The organism is Actinoallomurus vinaceus (assembly GCF_039542055.1).
In the GTDB taxonomy this organism is placed as follows: Bacteria; Actinomycetota; Actinomycetes; order Streptosporangiales; family Streptosporangiaceae; genus Actinoallomurus; species Actinoallomurus vinaceus.
Window position 1 is genome coordinate 236,155 of sequence record NZ_BAABHK010000001.1, and the last position, 18,748, is coordinate 254,902.

The following is an 18,748-nucleotide window of genomic DNA, read 5'->3' on the forward strand; positions in this document are numbered from 1 at the left end:
ATCATGCATACCGCTGAGATAGCGCACGACTACGCATTGGCCGGAACTCGGCGTACGCTGCGTTCGTGCATACGGTGGCGATCCTGGTGCTGGATCAGACGGTTGTCTACGACATGGCCATTCCGGTCGAGGTGTTCGGCCGTGTCCGCCTGCCGGACGGGCGCCGTCCGTACCGGGTGCGGACGTGCGGGCCGCAGCCGGAGGTGCCGACCGAGACCTTCACCATTCACACCCCGTGGGGGTTGGAAGCCCTCGCGGACGCCGACACGATCATCGTGCCGGGCCGCAGTGAGACCGCCGGCCCGCCGCCTGTCGAGGCCCTGGAGGCGCTGCGTGACGCGGCCGCGCACGGCACGCGGATCGCCTCGATCTGCGGCGGTGCCTTCATCCTGGCCGCCACCGGTCTGCTGGACGGTCTGGCCGCGACCACGCACTGGATCGCCGCGCAGCAATTCGCCGAGATGTTCCCGAAGGTCGACGTACGGCCCGACGTGCTGTACGTGGACAACGGGCAGTTGCTCACCTCGGCCGGCGCGTCGTCGGGACTGGACCTGTGCCTGCACATGGTCCGTCGCGACCTGGGCTCGGCCGTCGCAGCCGATGCCGCCCGGCTGGCCGTCGCCCCCCTGGAGCGTGAGGGCGGCCAGGCCCAGTACATCGCCCACGAGCAACCGCCGGTGCCCCGCGGCTCGCTACTGGAGCCGACGCTGACCTGGATCGAGGACCACCTGAAGGACGACCTCACCCTCGAGGACATGGCCGCCCGCTGCGGCATGAGCACCCGCACCTTCAGCCGCCGCTTCCGCGAGCACACCGGCACCACACCGCTGCAGTGGCTGCTGCGCGCTCGGGTCAGGCGGGCGCAGTACCTGCTCGAGCACACCGACCACTCCGTGGAGCGGATCGCCACCCAGGCCGGCTTCGGATCCGCGACGGCCTTCCGCGAACGCTTCAAGCGCGTCGCCGGCACGACCCCGCAGGCCTACCGAGCCGCCTTCCGCGGCTCCCGCTGAACGACCACGCCCCCGATCAGGCGAGAGCAGGCACGATCCGCCTCGTGGCTGCGGTGATCAGGGACATGGTGGCCGTTGTCGTCGTCGTCCGGGAACGTGGTTGCCGTAGGCCGACGCCGTGATCGGGACGGCCGCGCGGCCGGCCGGGGAAGTGGCCTAGCGAAGGCGCAGCAGCCGCTTGAGGATGGACGGTGGCTTCAGTTCGCGGTCGAGGGCCAGGGGGATGGTCGCGCTGCCCGCCGTCACGGCGCCGAGCCGCGTGCCGCCGGAGGCGTGGCGCGGCGGATCCCCGGTGACGCGGACCGGCACGGTGAGCCCGCCCCAGCCGACCACCGTGACGGGGGCGGTCGCGCGTAGCGGAGTGCGCCCGCCCAGACCGTCGTCGACCAGTCCGACCCGCGCGCCCGTCGGGGCCAGCGTGACCGAGGTCAGAGCGTTCTCGGCGGCGACGATCAGCGGCTGCGCGGCCTCGATCGCGCCCATCGCGCTGGGGGACTGCTGGCCCATGACCGCACCGACGATCAAGGTGGTGACGTGTCCCGTCCGCTTGCGGGCGGCGAAGACGAAGTTGCCGCCCGCCGCGTCGGTGTAGCCGGTCTTACCGCCGACCACTCCATGGTGCCCGACCAGGACGTTGCCGGCGGTACGCGGCGGCCGCCCGTCGTTGGGTACGTAGGAGCGGAGGCTCACGGCCTCGGCGAAGGCCGGGATCTTCATCGCCGCGGTCAGCAGCTTGACCTGGTCGGCGGCGGTGCTGACGGTGCGCGAGTCGTACCCGCTGGGATCGGTGTACGTGGTGTTGGTCATCCCCAGCGATCGCGCGGCAGCGTTCATCTTCTCGACGAACGCCTGCTCATTGCCCACGTCCCAGCGGGCCAGCTCGTGCGCGACGTTGTTCGCCGACACGAGCAGGAGCGCCTCCAGCGCCTTGTGCTCGGTGAACGCCTGCCCCGCGACGACCTCGACGAGCGACTCGCCCCGCTCCTTGCGCATCGGAAGCCGGGCGGCCTCCTGCCGGGAGATCCGGTACGTGGGGCCGTCCGCGCCCCGCTGCAGCGGATGGTCGCGCAGGAAGACGTACGCGGTCATCACCTTCGCCACGCTGGCGGTCGGGGTGGGCGCCTCCCCGCCGGACGACCCCATGGACCCCAGCCCGTCCACGTACAGGGTCGCCTGCCCCTGCCCCGGCCACGGGAGGGCGGGAGCGGCACCGTCGAAGGTGTGCCGGGTGGCCGTCAGCGTGAGACGGACCGTCGGCTTGGGCATCGGCCGTACGAGCTGGCCGGTCACCACCCCTGCCAGCAGCACCATCACCACCACGGCGACGATCCAGCCGGTACGCCGCCGCTTGCGCCGCGGCTCCTCAGCGGGCGCCTCCGCCGGAGCCCAGGCAGGCGCCTGCGCGGGCGCCTCAGCCGGGGCCCAGGCGGGAGTCCGCGTGGGCGCCTCCGCCATGGGCGGCCGGACGGTCGCAGGCGGGGGCATCACGGTGGCGGGGGGCATCGTCAGTGGCGGTGCCTCCGCCATGGGCGGCCGGGCCGTCTCAGGCCGCGGTGTCGCGATGGTGGGTGGGATCGTCAGCTGCGGCACCTCTGCCACGGGCGGCTGGGTGCTCTCGGTCGGGGGCTTCGTGATGGTGGGTGGCATCACCGGCGGCGGTGTGGCCCTGTACGCCGTCGTCGCCGCCGGGGGCGGCGAGACGATCGGCAGGCCGTCCCGCTGCGTCGTACTCGCCAATCCGCCGCCGCTGATCGGACGGATCTCGGGGAGCGCCTCTTCGACCGTCTGGGGAGGCGGCGGGTACGCATTCGCGGGCGGGTGTTCCGGGCGGCTGAACCACGAGGAGGGCTCCGGTGCTCCGCGGTCCGGGGCGGGAGGAGCGCTCGTGGTGTCCGCGGCGGGCGATGGCGCGATCGGCTCCGTCTCGCCCTTGGTGCCTCCCGAACTCGACCATGGGTCCCATTCCGGGGCGGACCGCGTGGGCTGCGGCTCTTCCGCGGAGGGACGGTGAGGCGCGGGCGGCCCGGCTTCCGTGCCGGCCGGCCGTTTCTTGGGAAACGCCGAACGGGGCAGGTCCGAGACCGTGATGTCGGACGCGGCGGGCAGGTGCAGCTTGGGAGGAAGCCGGAATTCGGCGGTGACCGCCCGTCCGTCCTCCTGGTCCTCCTCGCCCGAGCCGGGCCCGCCCTCCTCGGTGCCGGGTTCGGGCTCTTCCGGCTCGGACTCCGGCTCGGGCGTCGCGTCGTCGGAGGGCGCCGTGGCGTCCTCAGGGCTCGCGGGCTCTGGCGCCGGGGCGTCCTCAGGGAGCGCGGTGTCGCCGGTGGTCGCCGTGTCCTCGGTGTCAGGGGAGGCCGGGGCGTCCTCAGGGACGTCCGTGTCGTCGTCGCCGTCGGAGGCGGCGTCGGCCGGGGCGACTTCGGCGGAAGCGGGTTCAGCCGCGCCTTCATCCGGATCCGGTTCAGTGCGTTCGTCCGGTTCAACGCCTTCATCCGGTTCGGCGCGCTCAGCTGGTTCCGCCGGCTCAGCGCGTTCGGCGGACGGCTCGGGACGTTCCTGGTCCTCCTGCTGCTCGTCTTCGGCCTCCGCCGTCTCGTCCTCTTCTTCCTCGGCCCTGGACGCCTCGGACGGACGGTCCGGCTCCGCCTCCGCTTCGGCCGCCGTCTCGGCCTCGGACTCGGGGGCGCGCTCCGAGGATTCCTCCTGGTCGGAGGCGGGCTCGACCCGTGCGCCGGAGTCGGTGTCCGTGCCTTCCTCGGCACCGGCCTCCGTCGGGGATTCGGGGCCGGGCGCGGGATCGTCCTGCGGGGGCGTCCCGGAGGTCTCGTGCTGTGCGTCGTTGTCCGGCTCACGTGACGCACCGTTCACGGCGCGACCTCCTCGACTTCATGACCAGGCAGGTGGACGAGACGACCGGGCCGGCGGTCGCAGACGATCTCACCGACGCCCCTCGTACGCCTGTGAAGATGCGCGGCTCGGCGAAAAGGTTCACGACCTAAAGCGATCTTGATCTGATCGTTGGACGGGGCCGGTCTCCCGGAATCCGGAGCGGGTACGTCTGGGCAGGTAGAGCGGGTGTTATGAAGGGGACATGAAGGCATCTCTCCGGCGATACCGGACGCCACCCGGCCGTCCGTTCGCCGGACGCCCACCTGATCACCGTGTGGCCCTGCTGAACCCGCGCAGTGTCGCCGGGCAGGTGTTCCTTCTCCAGGCCCTGATCGTCGTACTGCTGGTCGCGGCCGCGGTGACGATGGAGCTTCTCCAGTCGGCGTACGACGCCCTGCGGCAGGGGCGTCGAGAGTCGGTCGTCGCGGCCCAGGCGTTCGCGAACGCGCCCGGCCTGGTCCAGGCGCTGCGCAGCCGGAACCCGACGGCGGTGCTGCAGCCCCGCGCCGAAGCGGCCCGGAAGAGGGCGGGCGTGGACTTCATCGTCGTCATGAACACCCAGGGGATCCGCTACACGTACCCCTACCCGGAGTACATCGGGAAGAAGTTCGTCGGCGACATCCGGCCGTCGCTGCAGGGCCGCACCCTCATCGAGCAGGCAGGCGGGCCACCCCTGCCGGCGGGCCGGGGAACGGACGTCCAGGCGGTGGTGCCGGTGACCGATGACAGGGGCGCGGTCGTCGGCGTGGTGTCCGCCGGGCTCACGGCCAAGAACGTGGCGAGACAGTGGTTGCCGCAGGTGCCGATCACCCTCGTCAGCGGTGCGGCCGCGCTGGCGATGGCCGCCGGCGGGACGGCGCTGGTGTCCCGGCGGCTCCGGCGGCAGACGCACGGCCTGGAGCCGGCGGAGATGACGCGGATGTACGAGCACCACGACGCGGTCCTGCACGCGGTGCGGGAAGGGGTGCTGATCATCGACGCCGACCGGAGGCTGGTGCTGGCCAACGACGAGGCGAGACGGCTGCTGGGCCTGCCCGCGGATTCGGAGGGACGGCAGGTGCGGGAGCTGGGGCTGCCGGACCAGATATCGCGCTTGCTGGTGTCGGGAGAGCCGGTCACGGATCAGGTGCATCTGGCGGACGACCGGTTGCTGGCGGTGAACAAGCGGCCGACGTTCCTGAACGGTGTTCCGGGGCACAGCGTGGTGACGTTGCGGGACACGACCGAACTGGCGGCGGTGTCCGGGCGGGCGGAAGTGGCGCGTGAGCGTCTGAAGCTGCTGTACGAGGCGGGGATACGCATCGGAACGACGCTGGACATGGTGCGTGAGGCCCAGGAGCTGGCTCAGGTGGCCGTACCGCTGTTCGCCGACGTCGTCACGGTGGACCTGCTGGACGCGGTGATGCGAGGGGAGGAGCCGACGGCGGAGGGACGGCGGCGGCTGCGGCGTGCGGCGACCACCGGTGAGCTGCCGATGCTGCGCTCAGTGGGCCAACAGATCGCGTTCTCGTCGGCGGCGCCGCAGGCACGAGCGTTGCAGCAGGGCCACGGGCTGCTGAGCGCGGACCTGCGGCAGGAGCGGGGGTGGCAGGAGCAGGATCCGGACCGTGTCGGAAGGGCGCTGGAGCAGGGGGCGCACTCGCTGGTGAGCGTGCCGCTGCAGGCGAGGGACGTGCCGCTGGGCGTGGTGAGCTTCTACCGGGTGGGGGACACGCCGGCGTTCGAGCACGAGGACCTGCTGGTCGCGGAGGAGCTGGCGGCGCGGGCGGCGGTGGCCATCGACAACGCGCGCCGCTTCACCCGGGAGCACGCGATGGCGGTCACGCTGCAGCGGAGTCTGCTGCCGCGGGGGCAGCCGGAGCAGGACGCGCTGGAGGTGGCCTGGCGGTATCTGCCCGCGGAGGCGGCAGTGGGCGGGGACTGGTTCGATCTCATCCCGCTGCCAGGGGCGCGAGTGGCGCTGGCGATGGGCGACGTCGTCGGTCACGGACTGCACGCGGCGGTGACGATGGGGCGGCTGCGCACCGCGGCGCACAACTTCGCCGCGCTCGACCTCCCGGTGGACGAGGTCCTCGCGCACCTGGACGAACTCGTCGCGCGTATAGACAGCGAGGAGAGCACCGACGACACAGCGGAAGGTCACCGCGGATACGAGGTGACGGGAGCGACGTGTCTGTACGCGATCTACGACCCGGCGACAGGGGTGTGCACGATCGCCCGTGCGGGACACCCCGACCCGGTGGTCGTGGACCCGAACGGAACGGCCACCTGCCCGGACGTCCCGGCCTCGCCCCCGCTCGGACTCGGCGGATACCCCTTCGAAACCGCCGAGCTGCGCCTGCCGGAGGGCTCCCGACTGGTGCTGTACACCGACGGGCTGGTCGAGGACCGGACCCGCGACCTCGACAGCAGGCTGGCCGAGCTGCGCCGGACGCTGGAGCGGACCGCGGGACGTACTCCGGAGGAGACGTGCCGGACGGTGATCGACACGATCGTGCCGGCGCATCCCGTCGATGACATAGCGCTGCTGGTGGCGCGGACCCGGTTGCTCCCGCGGTCGCGCGTGGCCGAATGGGACGTGCCGGCCGAGGCGGCGGCGGTCGGCACGGTGCGGGCGCGCTGCGTGGAGACGTTGCGCGAGTGGGGCCTGGAGGAGATCGCCTTCACGACGGAACTGATCCTTAGCGAGCTGGTCACGAACGCGATCCGGTACGGATCTCCGCCGATCAGGGTGCGGCTGCTGCACGGCCGCCATCTGACCTGCGAGGTGTCGGACCGCAGCAGCACCTCACCGCGGCTGCGGCGCGCGGCGACCATGGACGAAGGCGGGCGGGGGCTGTTCCTCGTGGCGCAACTGGCCCAGCGATGGGGGACGCGGTACACCGCCGGTGGCAAGGTCATCTGGGCCGAACAGACCCTTGACGACGACGCGTCCACCGCCACGGGCGGCACGCTGGCCGACGTTCTCCTCGAGCAGTTCGACGATGCCGCTCACTGAGCGGCGGATGGCGGCGCGGGCCTACCGCTTGAACACGTTGGTCGGCACGGCGACCTGGAACGGCTGGTCGTACTCCGTGAAGTTCAGGGTTCCGGTGCCCTTCTTCGTCGGCGCGAGGCGCAACGGGTACGGCTTGCCCGTGGTCGCCACGTACAGCCAGCCGCTCTGATCGCGGATGCCGATGGCCGGCCGGCCCGCGATGGTCGTCGGCTTGCCTTTGACGAGCCGCCCCGACGGCTTGATGATCTTGGCGAACCCGGCCGGAGTGAAGTCCAGTCCGTGCGCGGACGCCTCGCTGGCCGAGCCGAGCGGAATCCATTTGCCGCCGACCGCCGAGGCCGCGCTCGACCCGACCGTGGCCTGGACGAGCTGCCGGCCCTTGCCGTAGACCTTGCCGCCGGCCCGCAGCACCGTGAACGCCACCGTACGGCCGCCGCCGATCGGGCCGCGCATGTTGCCCTTGAACCCGACGGGTCCGGTCCGCATGTCGATGGTGACCAGATCCGTGCCGCTGCGCACCTTGCCCTTGAGATGAACGGACTTTGCGGCGCGGAGCGCGGCGAGCGAATCGGACACGATCCGCGACGCCGACTTCGCCGCCACGCCGTTGTTCGCGGGCGCCGAGGAATGAGCGGGCGATGAGGGAGGAACCGCGGGACGGCTGGACGAGGCCGAGCCTTTGTCCGACCCCATCGGGTTGTTGCACGCTCCGGTCAGCATGACGGCCGACGTCGCGGCCAACGCGACGCCCCGTCGACCAGGGGATGTCCTCGGCACGGCCACTCCATCGGTAAGAGATCGTCTTCCGTGAAATACGCCAGGGAAGCCTAGTGATCGACGGAGTACTACATCAGGAAATGCCGAGAATGTCGCAAAAGATAGTTGAGCTGGTCGCGTGAACAGTTTCAGCATCTATTGGAAAACACCGTTCACGACGAGCCCGGGCGGGGGGAGAGCCCGCCCGGGCCCTTCTCTTCAGATCGCCCGGCTGAGGCCCTCCCAGCGCACCCGCCAGCCGTCGGCGGGGAAACCCGGAGCGTTCCGATCGGCTCCGCCGTCCCATCCCGCGCACATCAGCGCGACGGCGTACAGCAGTCCGCCCGCGCTGGGGAAGTACGGCGAGGGCACCCCGCTCCTGCCGCTGGCCGGCAGCCCCTGCTCGGTGAAGCCGAACTTGGGATGCAGCAGGAAGTCGACCGCGCGGCCGGGGTCGCCCAGCCGGGCGGCGTTCATCGCCAGCAGCGGGAAGTCCCAGGCGTACAGGTCGTCGACCGGCCAGCTCCGGTACATCTGCTGCGCCGTCGCCCGCATCGTGGGCACGTCGACGCCGTCGCCGGGCAACATCGCGTACGGGGCGATCGGGTCCGGGTGGTCGGTCGCGTGTTCGGTCCACATGTCCTGGACGCCCTCGTACAGCACGTACTTGCCGTCCTGGACCGGGAGGGGCGCGAGCCCGGCCAGGACGTCCGCCCACTCCTTCCGGGGAGGGAGGCCCAGCCGCCTGCGCCAGACCCCGGCGACCCGCAGCCCGAAGCGCCAGTAGGAGGTCTCCACGATCGGGTTCTTGGTGACCAGAGGGTCGGAGTGCTCGTTGGCGGGGATCGCCGGCGGTCCGAGGATGTACCGGCCGCTCACCGGGTCGCGGAAGGCGAAGGAGGCCAGGAAGTCGGCGGTGGCGAAGACGATGTCGCGCCACTTGCGCAATGTCGCGCGGTTCGGATGCGCCCGGTAGTCCAGCTCCGCGAAGAAGATCGGGTGCGGCTGCTGCCACAGCAGCAGCCCGTTCTGCAGGCCGGGGGACTCCCGCCCCTCGGGCCCGGTCATCTTGGGCCAGCGGGCGCCGCCGAAGCCCTGTTGCCGGGCCCGCTCCAGCGCGGACGGCAGGAAGTCCCGGTAGACGTCGAGGCTGCGTTCCAGCAGCGGCCAGCGGTTCCACAGCGCCAGGTGCGCGCTGTGCCACACCACCATCTCCAGGTGGAACTTGCCGTACCAGCCGTTGTTGACCAGCCCGGACTCCTGCGGCGGGTACTGCCCGCTCTCGTTGACCGCCAGGGAGTACTGGCTGCGTACGATGCGGCGCTCCAGCTCCTCCCAGCGGGGGTCATCGCTGCCGGACAGGTCGACGGCGCCGCCCGAGCGCCAGAAGGCCGGCCACCACGCGGAGGCGACCTTCGCCACCGCCTCCGGCGGCGGGGCGACCGCGCGCGCGTCCTCCGGCGTGAACAGGCAGGTCAGCTCCAGCTGTCGGCCTCGGGCGCCGGTGAGGGTGTAGCGGTGGACTCCGCCGTCGCCGCGCCGCAGCTCGCCGCCCTCCCGGTTCCAGGTCAGCGCCGTGTGGTACGTGGTGGCGTCCATGCGGTGCGTGATGCGCGCCCGCGACGGCCCCTGGACGCTCAGCTCGGTGACGTGCGCGTCCGGGCGGTCCCAGGTCCCGACGAAGGGCGCGCTGAACTTGCCCTGCCCCTTGGCGGTGGCGTAGGGGAAGTCCACGTACACCGTCAGCCGCCCGGTCTGGACCAGCGGGGAGTCGACGCGTACGGCGATCGCGTCCAGCGTGGGGTGGCAGGTCGTCTCGACCGTGACGGGAGCGCCGTCGAAGGTGAACCGGCTGTGGAGCGTTCCCGTCCACAGGTCGAGTCGCTGGCGCCGGTCGGTGAGGTCGGCCTCGGTCGCCTCGCGCCCGGCGGCGGTGCGCAGCGACAGGCCGATACGGGCGAGGTTGATCTTGTGTGGGTTCTCCCTGAGCCAGTTGTACAGCTCCGGCTGCCCCGCCTGGTCGGTCCAGTAGGAGACCTGGCGGCCGTGGGTGTCCCACGGCGTGCCCTTGTAGTCCTCCAGTTTCCTGCCCTCGGGCAGGGCGTCCTCATGCCAGCCCCACTGGGCCATCGTGGCGAACGGCAGGAACGTCTGCAGGCCCGTGATGTCGGCTCCGAACGCGAGGTTGCCGTTGCCGACCTGGAGCGGCAGTTCCGGATCGCTGGAGGTGCGCTCGATGGCGTGCCGTGCCACCAGCGCCTCGCGGTCGATGGGTCCGCCGTGTGAGGCCTGGGCGGCTCGTGCCGCCGGGTCGCCGAGGAACATCGACGTGGCGGCGGTGCCGACCGCTCCCTTGAGTACCGTCCTGCGCTTGATCAACGAGTCCTCCCTCGGCGGGCCGGGCCTGCCCGGCATTCGGCTCTGTGGACATCTGGATCCGGGACGACGGACCGCCCTCCGGGGCGGGGAAAACCTTTTCCCATCTTGCCAACGGACACGACAACGAACTTGGTGGTCATCGTAGACCGAGAAACCGCTTTCTGAAACCGCTTTCTCGGGGGCTTCTCGCGAAGCCCGGACGGTTCAGCCGGTGCCGTCGGGCGCGGTGCGGACGAGGCCGGACTGGTAGGCGATGACGACCAGTTGCGCGCGGTCGCGGGCGTGCAGTTTGGCCATGGCCCGGTGGACGTGGGTGCGTACGGTCAGGGGGCTGACGACGAGCTTCCCGGCGATCTCCTCGTTGGACAGCCCCTGGGCGGCCAACGCCATCACCTCGCGTTCGCGGTCGGTGAGGGCGACCAGGCGTTCGGGCGGTGCCAGGTGGGCATCGGGCTCGGGGGCGGCCAGGAAGCGGGTGATGAGCGCGCGGGTCGCCGCCGGGGAGAGAAGGGCCTCGCCGGCGGCCACCGTGCGGATGGCGGCGAGAAGATCCGCGGCGGCGGCGTCCTTGCCGAGGAAGCCGCTGGCGCCGGCGCGCAGTGCCTGGGCGACGTACTCGTCGATCTCGAAGGTGGTGAGGATGAGGACGCGCGTTCCGGCCATGTCCTGGTCGTCGCAGATGGCGGCGGTGGCGGTCAGGCCGTCGGTGCCGGGCATGCGGATGTCCATGACGACGACGTCGGGGCGGTGGGCGCGGGTCTGTTCGACCGCCTCCGCGCCGTCGGCGGCCTCGGCGACCACCGTCATGTCGGTGCACGAGTCGATCAGGATGCGGAAGGTCTGCCGCAGCAGGGCCTGGTCGTCGGCGAGCAGCACGCGGATGGTCATGGGATGCGTTCTTCTTCCCGTGGTGCGGGGAGCAGCGGGAGCTCGGCGGTGACCTGGAAGCCGCCCTCGGGACGGGGGCCCGCCCGCAGACGTCCGCCGACGGACACGGCGCGCTCGCGCATGCCGATGAGGCCGAAGCCGCGACCCGAGGCCGGCGCGACGCCCGCCGCGCCGCCGCCGTCGTCGGTGACCGTAATGGTCACCTGGTCGCGAGCGTACTCGAGCCGTACGCGCGCCGCCCGGGTGGCCGCGTGCTTCGTGACGTTGGTGAGGGCCTCCTGCACGATCCGGAACGCGGTGAGGTCCACTCCCGGTGAGAGCGGCAGGCGTTCGCCCTCGGTGTCGAGGGTGACGTCGAGGCCGGCGGACCGGAAGGACTCGGTCAGATCGGGCAGCTGCGCGAGTCCGGGGGCCGGGTCCACGGGTGCCTCCGGGTCATCGGCCTGGCGCAGGAGGCCGACGGTGGCCTTCAGCTCGCGTACCGCCGACGTGGTCGTGACGGACAGCTCGGCGAGGATCTTCTCGACCTGCTCGGGATGGGTGCGCAGCAGGTGCGCGGCGGTTCCGGCCTGCATGTTCGCCAGGACGAGGTGATGGGCGACGACGTCGTGCAGTTCGCGGGCGATGCGCATGCGCTCCTCGGTGACCCGGTGCCGTGCCACCTCCTCGCGGGTGCGCTCGGCGTGCTCGGCGCGGGCCTTGACCTCCTCCAGGTAGGCGCGCCGCAGCCGTACCGCGCTGCCGAGCACCGGCGGCAGCAGCACCCAGGCGGCGGGGCCGATGCCCTTCAGCAGCAGGATGGACATACCGCCGGCCGCCGGCGCGTCCAGCGGCCGGCCGTAGGGGCCCAGGAAGAGGTCGGCGGCCACCAGTGGCCCGGCGGACAGCAGGGCGTAGACCCGGGTCGTGACCCGGTCGGTGCGGACGGCCAGCGAGTACAGCGCGACCATGACCGGCCCCAGCAGCAGGACGGTCATCAGATAGCCCAGCAGCGCCATGACCACGGCGCAGACGGTGGTCACCGCCACCGTGGCACGAGGACGGCTGCGGTGCCACAGCAGGGCGGTGCAGGAGACGCCCGCCAACAGCACCCCGGGCCACCAGGAGACCGGCACGTGGTGGCCGAGGGGGCCGAGCAGGCTCCCGGGAAAGGAGCACGCGAACAACAGCAGAGACGCCACCACGTCCACGGATCGGACGTCGGCGCGCAGGGATCCCAGGTGTCGGCGGCGGCTGATGAGCATGATCGAGTTCCTGTTCGGGTGCTCTGACCAGGGTGGACGATAATTCGAAAGGAGCCAAATGCCGCGCACGGCCACCTTCCGGAGGTGGCCGTGCGTTCGTGCGTCAGGGCACGAGTGCGGGCTGCGGATCGGCCGGCTCGGGGGCGGGGACCCGGTGCGCCAGAGCCTCGCCCTCCACGTCCAGGCGGGGCAGCAGCCGGTCCAGCCAACGCGGCATCCACCAGGCCTTGTCACCGAGCAGGGCCAGGACGGCGGGCACGATGGCCATCCGGACGACGAAGGCGTCGAACAGGACCGCGATCGCCAGGCCGAAGCCGATCATCTTGATCATGGATTCGGTGGCGCCGACGAACCCGGCGAAGACCGCCATCATGATCAGCGCGGCGGCGCCGACCACGCGGGCGCTGTGCCGGAACCCCGAGACGATCGCCGGGCGGGAGCCCTCCCCGTGGACGTACGCCTCCCGCATCCGCGAGACCAGGAACACTTCGTAGTCCATGGCCAGGCCGAAGACGATGCCCACCAGGAAGATCGGCATCAGGCTCATGATCGGGCCGGTCTGCTGGACACCGAGGAGACCGGCGCCATGGCCGTCCTGAAAGACCGTGACGACCGCGCCGAGGGACGCCAGCACCGACAGCAGGAAGCCCAGCGCCGCCTTCACCGGCACCAGCAGCGACCGGAAGACCACCATCAGGAGGACGAACGCCAGTCCGACCACGACGGCCAGGTAGGGGATCAGCGCGTCCTGGACCTTCTGGGCGACGTCGATGTTGAGCGCGGTCGTGCCGGTGACCTCGAAGTTCGCCCCGGCCTGGGACTCGACCGCGGGCCGTTCGGCGCGGATGGTGTGGACCAGATCCTTGGTCCTGGCGTCGGTGGGGCTGGTGGCCGGGACGGCGGAGAAGATCGCCGTGTCATGGGCGGGGTTGAACCGGGCCGGGGAGACGGAGACGACCCCGTCGGTGGACGCGATCCGCTCGGAGACGGTGGTCACGGCGGCCGCCGGGTCCTTGGCGCCCTTGGCGTCCACGACGACGACCAGCGGACCGTTGAACCCGGGCCCGAAGCCCTCGGCGAGCGCGTCGTAGGCGCGTCGCTCGGTGGCGGAGGTGGGCTTGGACTCGTCGCCCGGCATGCCCAGCTGCAGGTGCCTCATCGGCAGCGCGAGCACCACCAGACCCGCGACGCCGACCAGCAGCACCGGGACGGGCAGGCGCAGCACCAGCCGTGCCCAGCGGCTGCCGCCGTTGTTCTCCGTGCTCTTCTGAGCGTGCCTGGAACCCTTCCGGACGCCGCGCGAGAGCACGGCGTCGGGCCACAGGCCCAGGATGGCCGGGACGAGGGTCAGCGAGATGAGCACGGCGACGACGACCGCGCCGGCGGCGGCCAGGCCCATCTTGGTCAGCATCGGGATGCCCACGATCGACAGGCCGGCCAGCGCGATGACGACGGTCAGCCCGGCGAACACGACCGCCGACCCGGCGGTGCCGGTCGCCAGCCCCGCCGCCTCGCGGGGCGGATGTCCCTTGGCGCGCTCCTCGCGGTAGCGGGACACCACGAACAGGGCGTAGTCGATGCCGCAGGCGAGCCCGAGCATCATGGCCAGAGTGCCGGTCGTCTCCGACAGCCCGAACGTGCTGCCCAGGGCCAGGATCGACGCCATGGACACGCCGACGCCGAGGATCGCGGTCAGCAGCGGCAGCCCGGCGGCGGCCAGCGAACCGAAGGTGATCAGCAGCACGAGCGCGGCGACGGCGATGCCGATGCCTTCGGACGGCCCGCCCGCGGCCGGCTTGGTCGCCAGCACGTTCCCGCCGACCTCCACGGTCAGGCCCGCGGCCCGCGCCTGATCGACGGCGTGCTCCAGGGACTTCTTACTGGCATCGGTGAGGTCGTCGGCCTTCACCTTGTACGAGACGGTCGCGTACGCGGTCGAGGCGTCCCGGCTGACGGCGTGGGCCTGGAACGGGGAGACCGCGCCGGCCACCTGCGCGTCATCGGCCGCCGCGGCCACGACTCCGTCGATCGTCTTTCGGTTGCCGGCCGCGGTGACCGTCTGCCCGTGCGGGGCGACGAACACGATCCGGGCGGTGGCCGCGTCGGCCGCCGAATCCGGAAAGCGCTGTTGCATCAGATCGAACGCCTTCTGGGATTCGATGCCCGGCATGGACCCGTCGTCGGGCGCCTGGGACGCCTGGGTGGCGCCGAACCCGATGGCGCCCAGCACCGCCACCCACAACACGACGACCGGCCAACGTCCTCGAAAGGCCAGACGGCCTAGCCGGTACAGGAAAGTAGCCACAGCGGACCTCCGCATCTGATCTCGGATACCGCCATAGCCTGGCCAAACGACCCCCCGCCCGTCGTCGTGCGGCTGCCGACACTTCGACTACTGAGATCGCAGTACGCCCGCCCGCGCGCCTAATGCCGACGCAGACGCCCGCCCTTTAAAAGGCGCCTCTCCCGCCGGATCGTCTTCGTCTACTCAGAAGGTGACACCTCTACCGCGTGTGGTGGCCACGACGCGGGCGGCGACGACGAGAGAGAAGTTGACGAGCAGCGTGTGGGGTTCATTGCTTCCCTGCTCGACGACCAGAAGCCGGGCGACGGCTCCGTTCTGCATCCACGTCGCCAGCTGATCTTCGGAGGGCGGCTCGTCCTGGAGCAGCAGCTTCCAGTCCATGGTCTGCCCCACAACCCGAAGATGAAGTTCGGCCGAGAGCTTCGAGTCACGCATCTCGATCCCTGCTCTGGGCGATTGAATCGAAACGATCACTACTTGACAGTCTATGACCCGTACACGAAGGCAGGGCCGTCCGTCGAACGGCCGACGGGGCTCGCGTCTCGGACGCGAGCCCCGTGACAGACTGCGGTGATGCTCAGGCGGGAATGATGTTCTCCGCCTGCGGGCCCCTCTCACCCTGCGTGACGTCGAACTCCACCTTCTGGCCCTCCTTGAGCTCACGGAAGCCCTGGGCGGTGATGTTGGAGTAGTGGGCGAAGACATCGGTGCCGCCGTCGTCCGGCTGGATGAAGCCGAAGCCCTTATCCGCGTTGAACCATTTAACGGTGCCTTTGGCCATTATCTTGTCCTTTTTGGGGTGCCGTCAGAGCCTGCGCCGTGCGGGCTCCACGTCGCCGAAATCGCCCCCGACCGGATAAGCCCGGAAAACAAAAATGCGCCTGAGGTCAGAGCCGGCAGGCGCACATAGAGTCTATGGGAACCACAACTGCAACTGCTCAGGACGCTACCACGGAAATAGTGTCGGTAGTTTACGGCAGATGCAAGAATTCATCCTTCGCGAAGAATTTCTCGGTCACCCTCCGGTACATGGAGTATGGTCGGTGGTAGCCGTGGAGTGTTCGACGTCGGCAGTCGAGTCGGCGTCACCCCGGTGTCTCACAGCTTGGGCCCCTCGTACGGGCCAAGACAGGTCGGCGAGCATGACGCCTCACCTCACCGCGGGTTGTTCCGCCATGGCGGTCCGGCCCCAGCGGTTCGGCCCCGGCGCGCGCTCTCAGGAGAATCGACTCGCCCGCGATCCGGCTGCCTAGCCGTCATCCAGCCGACCCCAGCGCGATCAGCGCTACACCTCGAGCTCTCGACGAGGAGCCAGACCGCCTGGTCACTCACTCTCGTTACGGCCGAATTCGGCCGCACCTCGGATCGGAGATCCACCCATGGATCACAACAACGTACGTGTCAGGCTGGTCAGCCGCCGGCTGCCCGGCCATACCGTCATCGCGGTACGCGGAGACCTCGACATCGCGACCACCGCGACCGTCCGCGACCGGATCCTCACCCTCCTGGAGGACACGACGACGCCGCTGGTCATCGACCTGTCAGGCGTGTCCTTCTGTGATGCCTCCGGACTGGCGATGCTCGTCGGCACGAAACGCCGTGCGGGGTCGCAGGGACTCACCGTCTCCCTCGTCGCGCCCTGTCCCACCGTGCGCAAGCTGCTGCGCATCACCGGCCTGGACCGCGCCTTCGCCATCCATCCCACTCTCGCGTCCGCGCAGGTGGGCCGTGCGCAGCCGGATCACATCAGCGCGGCATGACCCGTGGCCGGCCTGCCGGAAATACGTCCATTGCCGGCAGGACCGCCGGGCTCACGGCCGGTCTACGGATGCTCACCATGAAGGCACGCCCATGGCCCGGCGGTCACTCGCTGAGCAGGCGTGCTCTGAACAGTTCGAGTACCTGGTCGAGCGCTTGCCGGGTCGGTTGGCCGGGTTCGTCGATGAGATGCTCCGTGAGCACCGAGTGCGGTCTCATCAGCCCGTCCGGGCTGGCGTCGGCGTCGCCGAGTTCGACGGCGACGAAGGCGTCGCCGAGTTCGCGGCGCAGAAAGTCGAAGCGCTCGTCGGGGACCAACCGGTCGCTCCGGAAACGCAGCCCGAGGACCTGGAGTCCGGCCGCGCAGCGGTCCTTCACGATCTGGAGATCGTCGGGTGAGATGTCGATCGCGGCGCGTTTCCTGCGGGTGATCGGCAGTGGCAGTGAGGGCTGTGAGAGCACCGGGGCGAGAAGCCGGTCGTCGGTGGCCATGGCCAGCGCGAACCCTCCGGTGAAGCACATCCCGACGGCGCCCACCCCCGGTCCGCCGCAGCTGTCGTGCTCGTGCGCCGCCAGTGCGCGGAGCCAGGTGATGATCCGTGAGGTCCTGCCCGTCGCGAGGATGACGAACTCACGGCGTACGCACAGCGGGAGCATCGCTCGCGCGGCGGTGCGCGCGGTACCGAGCCGGCCGTGCGCGTCCGGGCTCGGGTCACGGCCGGCGACCCCGAACAGATCCGGCAGGACGACGGTCAGGCCGAGATCACGGACTCGCCGGGCGAACGCGGCGACCTTCGGCGTGATGCCGGGGATCTCCGCGAGCACGATCACCGCCGGGCCGGTCCCCGACCGCCATACGTCGAACGTTAGATCACCATGGGTGAAGGAATCGCGGGCGAAATCGACCAGATCGTCATCGGGCATCGTCAGTCCCTTACTCCGGTCTCGATTCCTCACCTGGTCAGAGCGACGCTATGGAAAATGACCGCCTGACACAACACGAGATGGCCGATACCGGAACGAAAAGGCGCCGTGACAAGTGCCGCCCGGCGCCGATGCCGGGCGGCAGGCCGACCGCGATCGGTCGCGGTGGGTCAGTAGTCGAGCAGATACTCGCCGAACTCGTGCAGCTCGCGGCCGGTGATGCCGAGCTGGTCGGTGTCGACGCGCTGGCCGCCCTGGAGGGAGACGCCCGAAGAGGTGCCGCGCAGCAGGTGGATCCGGCCGGCCGAGGCCTGCTCGCTCAGGTTGTCGTACGGGAAGCCGATCAGGAGGTCGGCCCGCCGGTCGCCGGTGAAGTCCGCGAGCTTCAGACCATCACCGAAGGTGTCGCCGTTGAACCTGGACGGGATCGCGTAGCCGAGGCTCTGGCGCGTGATGCTGGGGCCGCTCTTCGGGCTGAGGCCCTTCGCGGTGCCCGGACGAACGCTGAGGGTCCCGATTTTGTAGTTCCCGTCCTTGTCCTCGTGCCGGTCGATGCCGACGACGTCGGCCTTGCCGTCGCCGTTGAGGTCCCCGACGGCCCGCGGCATCCAGCGGTCGTTGTACGTTTTGGCGGCGCCTAGGCCGGTCTTGGTGCCGAGGAGCACGTTGTAGCCCTTGGGCCCCTTGTCGTCGAGCGAGCCCCGCTGGACGATCAGGTCGGCCTTGTGGTCGCCGTTGACGTCGCCGACCAGGCCGAGGTCCTGGCCGGCCCAGCCCTTGCCGAAGACCTTCTTGGCGCCGAGCCCCTTGCGGGTGCCGAGGCGCAGCTCGGCCCACAGGGCCACCGGGTCGTCGTCCGGGCCTTCGGCGTCCACGAAGACCGCGAGGTCGGTGCGGTGGTCGCCGTTGAAGTCGCCCGCCGCCGTCTTGATCTGCCGGTAGGTGCCGGCACCCGTCACCGCGGTGGTTGTACCGGCGACCGCGCGTTTCCGGACGTTTCGGAAGGTGACGAAGCCGCTGCCGGCCGGGGTCACCAGATCGGTGACGCCGTTGGCGTCGAAGTCGCCGAGGGTGATCTGGCTGGCGAACCAGCCGGCGCCGCGTGCCTTGAGGAAGATCGTGCGGGACGAGAGCCCGCGTTCGCTGCCGTAGACGATCACGATGCCGTTGTGCCCGTGGGTGGTCGCGGCGAGGTCGGCGTAGCCGTCCTGGTCGAAGTCGGCGGAGGCGATCGCCATGCCGAACAGGTCACCGCTCTTGGCGGCCCCCGGGACCCCGGCGCTGTTCTCCGAGATGATCTGCTTCTTCTTCGGGTCGAGCCCCTTCGTGCCGCCATAGACGACGGAGATGAAGCCGGCCTGCTGCGTGTCGCCCACGTTTCCCTCGGGGCTGGCGGCGACGAGGTCGCGGCGGCCGTCGCCGTTGAAGTCGCCGGCCACGGCAGGCCGCTTCGGCTTGGCAGCGGCGGACGCGGTGGCGGGCGACGCGTTCGCGGCGGTCTCCTGGGCGACAGCGAGAGCCGTGACGGTGCCGAGCACGGTGATGGCGGCCAGGGCACCGGTGAGTGGCTTGAATGGGATCTTCACGGGACCTCTAA

13 protein-coding genes are annotated in these 18,748 nt (G+C 70.7%); 3 read left to right on the plus strand and 10 right to left on the minus strand.

Annotated elements, in window-relative coordinates:
- The first annotated feature begins 65 nt into the window (after positions 1-65).
- Positions 66-1,013, plus strand: a complete 948-nt coding sequence (locus tag ABEA24_RS01135) for a GlxA family transcriptional regulator (protein ID WP_345428405.1) — start codon at positions 66-68, stop codon at positions 1,011-1,013.
- Between the two features lie 156 nt (positions 1,014-1,169).
- Here the strand turns inward: ABEA24_RS01135 and ABEA24_RS01140 are convergent, their stop codons facing one another.
- The gene (locus tag ABEA24_RS01140; RefSeq protein ID WP_345428407.1) at positions 1,170-3,878 is read right to left on the minus strand and encodes a D-alanyl-D-alanine carboxypeptidase; all 2,709 of its coding nucleotides are present in this window, start codon (positions 3,876-3,878) and stop codon (positions 1,170-1,172) included.
- Between the two features lie 223 nt (positions 3,879-4,101).
- Between ABEA24_RS01140 and ABEA24_RS01145 the strand changes: the two genes are divergently transcribed.
- Positions 4,102-6,897 (plus strand): SpoIIE family protein phosphatase, encoded by a 2,796-nt coding sequence (locus ABEA24_RS01145; RefSeq protein WP_345428409.1) that lies wholly within the window; start codon positions 4,102-4,104, stop codon positions 6,895-6,897.
- Between the two features lie 21 nt (positions 6,898-6,918).
- On the opposite strand, the gene ABEA24_RS01150 is transcribed toward ABEA24_RS01145, so the two are convergent.
- The 7 genes from ABEA24_RS01150 to ABEA24_RS01180 form a co-directional block, all read right to left on the minus strand.
- Positions 6,919-7,674: a hypothetical protein gene (locus ABEA24_RS01150; RefSeq protein ID WP_345428411.1), complete on the minus strand. Its 756-nt coding sequence runs from the start codon at positions 7,672-7,674 to the stop codon at positions 6,919-6,921.
- Positions 7,675-7,872: 198 nt separating this feature from the next.
- Positions 7,873-10,032 carry a glycoside hydrolase family 65 protein gene (locus ABEA24_RS01155; protein WP_345428414.1) on the minus strand — a complete coding sequence of 720 codons (2,160 nt, stop codon included), beginning with the start codon at positions 10,030-10,032 and terminating at the stop codon, positions 7,873-7,875.
- A 204-nt stretch (positions 10,033-10,236) separates the two neighbouring features.
- Positions 10,237-10,920: a response regulator transcription factor gene (locus ABEA24_RS01160; RefSeq protein WP_345428416.1), complete on the minus strand. Its 684-nt coding sequence runs from the start codon at positions 10,918-10,920 to the stop codon at positions 10,237-10,239.
- Positions 10,917-12,164 carry a sensor histidine kinase gene (locus ABEA24_RS01165; protein WP_345428418.1) on the minus strand — a complete coding sequence of 416 codons (1,248 nt, stop codon included), beginning with the start codon at positions 12,162-12,164 and terminating at the stop codon, positions 10,917-10,919. Before ABEA24_RS01165 ends, ABEA24_RS01160 begins: the two co-directional genes overlap by 4 nt.
- A 103-nt stretch (positions 12,165-12,267) precedes the next feature.
- Positions 12,268-14,469 (minus strand): MMPL family transporter, encoded by a 2,202-nt coding sequence (locus tag ABEA24_RS01170; protein WP_345428421.1) that lies wholly within the window; start codon positions 14,467-14,469, stop codon positions 12,268-12,270.
- A gap of 183 nt (positions 14,470-14,652) precedes the next feature.
- Complete coding sequence (locus ABEA24_RS01175; protein WP_345428423.1) at positions 14,653-14,862, minus strand: hypothetical protein; 210 nt, start codon at positions 14,860-14,862, stop codon at positions 14,653-14,655.
- A gap of 184 nt (positions 14,863-15,046) precedes the next feature.
- Positions 15,047-15,250, minus strand: coding sequence for a cold-shock protein (locus tag ABEA24_RS01180; protein ID WP_345428425.1), 204 nt, complete (start codon positions 15,248-15,250; stop codon positions 15,047-15,049).
- Between the two features lie 598 nt (positions 15,251-15,848).
- Between ABEA24_RS01180 and ABEA24_RS01185 the strand changes: the two genes are divergently transcribed.
- Complete coding sequence (locus tag ABEA24_RS01185) at positions 15,849-16,229, plus strand: STAS domain-containing protein (protein WP_345428427.1); 381 nt, start codon at positions 15,849-15,851, stop codon at positions 16,227-16,229.
- A 103-nt stretch (positions 16,230-16,332) separates the two neighbouring features.
- On the opposite strand, the gene ABEA24_RS01190 is transcribed toward ABEA24_RS01185, so the two are convergent.
- Both ABEA24_RS01190 and ABEA24_RS01195 read right to left on the minus strand, forming a co-directional pair.
- A complete protein-coding gene (locus ABEA24_RS01190; protein WP_345428428.1) occupies positions 16,333-17,151 on the minus strand; it encodes a dienelactone hydrolase family protein in 819 nt (272 codons plus the stop codon).
- Between the two features lie 170 nt (positions 17,152-17,321).
- Positions 17,322-18,737 (minus strand): FG-GAP repeat domain-containing protein, encoded by a 1,416-nt coding sequence (locus ABEA24_RS01195; RefSeq protein ID WP_345428429.1) that lies wholly within the window; start codon positions 18,735-18,737, stop codon positions 17,322-17,324.
- Positions 18,738-18,748 lie beyond the last annotated feature (11 nt).

What these genes read in the sequence shown, in the direction of transcription:
- ABEA24_RS01180 (WP_345428425.1), bottom strand. Translation starts at nt 15,250, where the DNA reads ATGGCCAAAGGCACCGTTAAATGGTTCAACGCGGATAAGGGCTTCGGC.
- ABEA24_RS01160 (WP_345428416.1), bottom strand. Translation starts at nt 10,920, where the DNA reads ATGACCATCCGCGTGCTGCTCGCCGACGACCAGGCCCTGCTGCGGCAG.
- ABEA24_RS01145 (WP_345428409.1), top strand. Translation starts at nt 4,102, where the DNA reads ATGAAGGCATCTCTCCGGCGATACCGGACGCCACCCGGCCGTCCGTTC.
- ABEA24_RS01190 (WP_345428428.1), bottom strand. Translation starts at nt 17,151, where the DNA reads ATGCCCGATGACGATCTGGTCGATTTCGCCCGCGATTCCTTCACCCAT.
- ABEA24_RS01165 (WP_345428418.1), bottom strand. Translation starts at nt 12,164, where the DNA reads ATGCTCATCAGCCGCCGCCGACACCTGGGATCCCTGCGCGCCGACGTC.
- ABEA24_RS01185 (WP_345428427.1), top strand. Translation starts at nt 15,849, where the DNA reads ATGGATCACAACAACGTACGTGTCAGGCTGGTCAGCCGCCGGCTGCCC.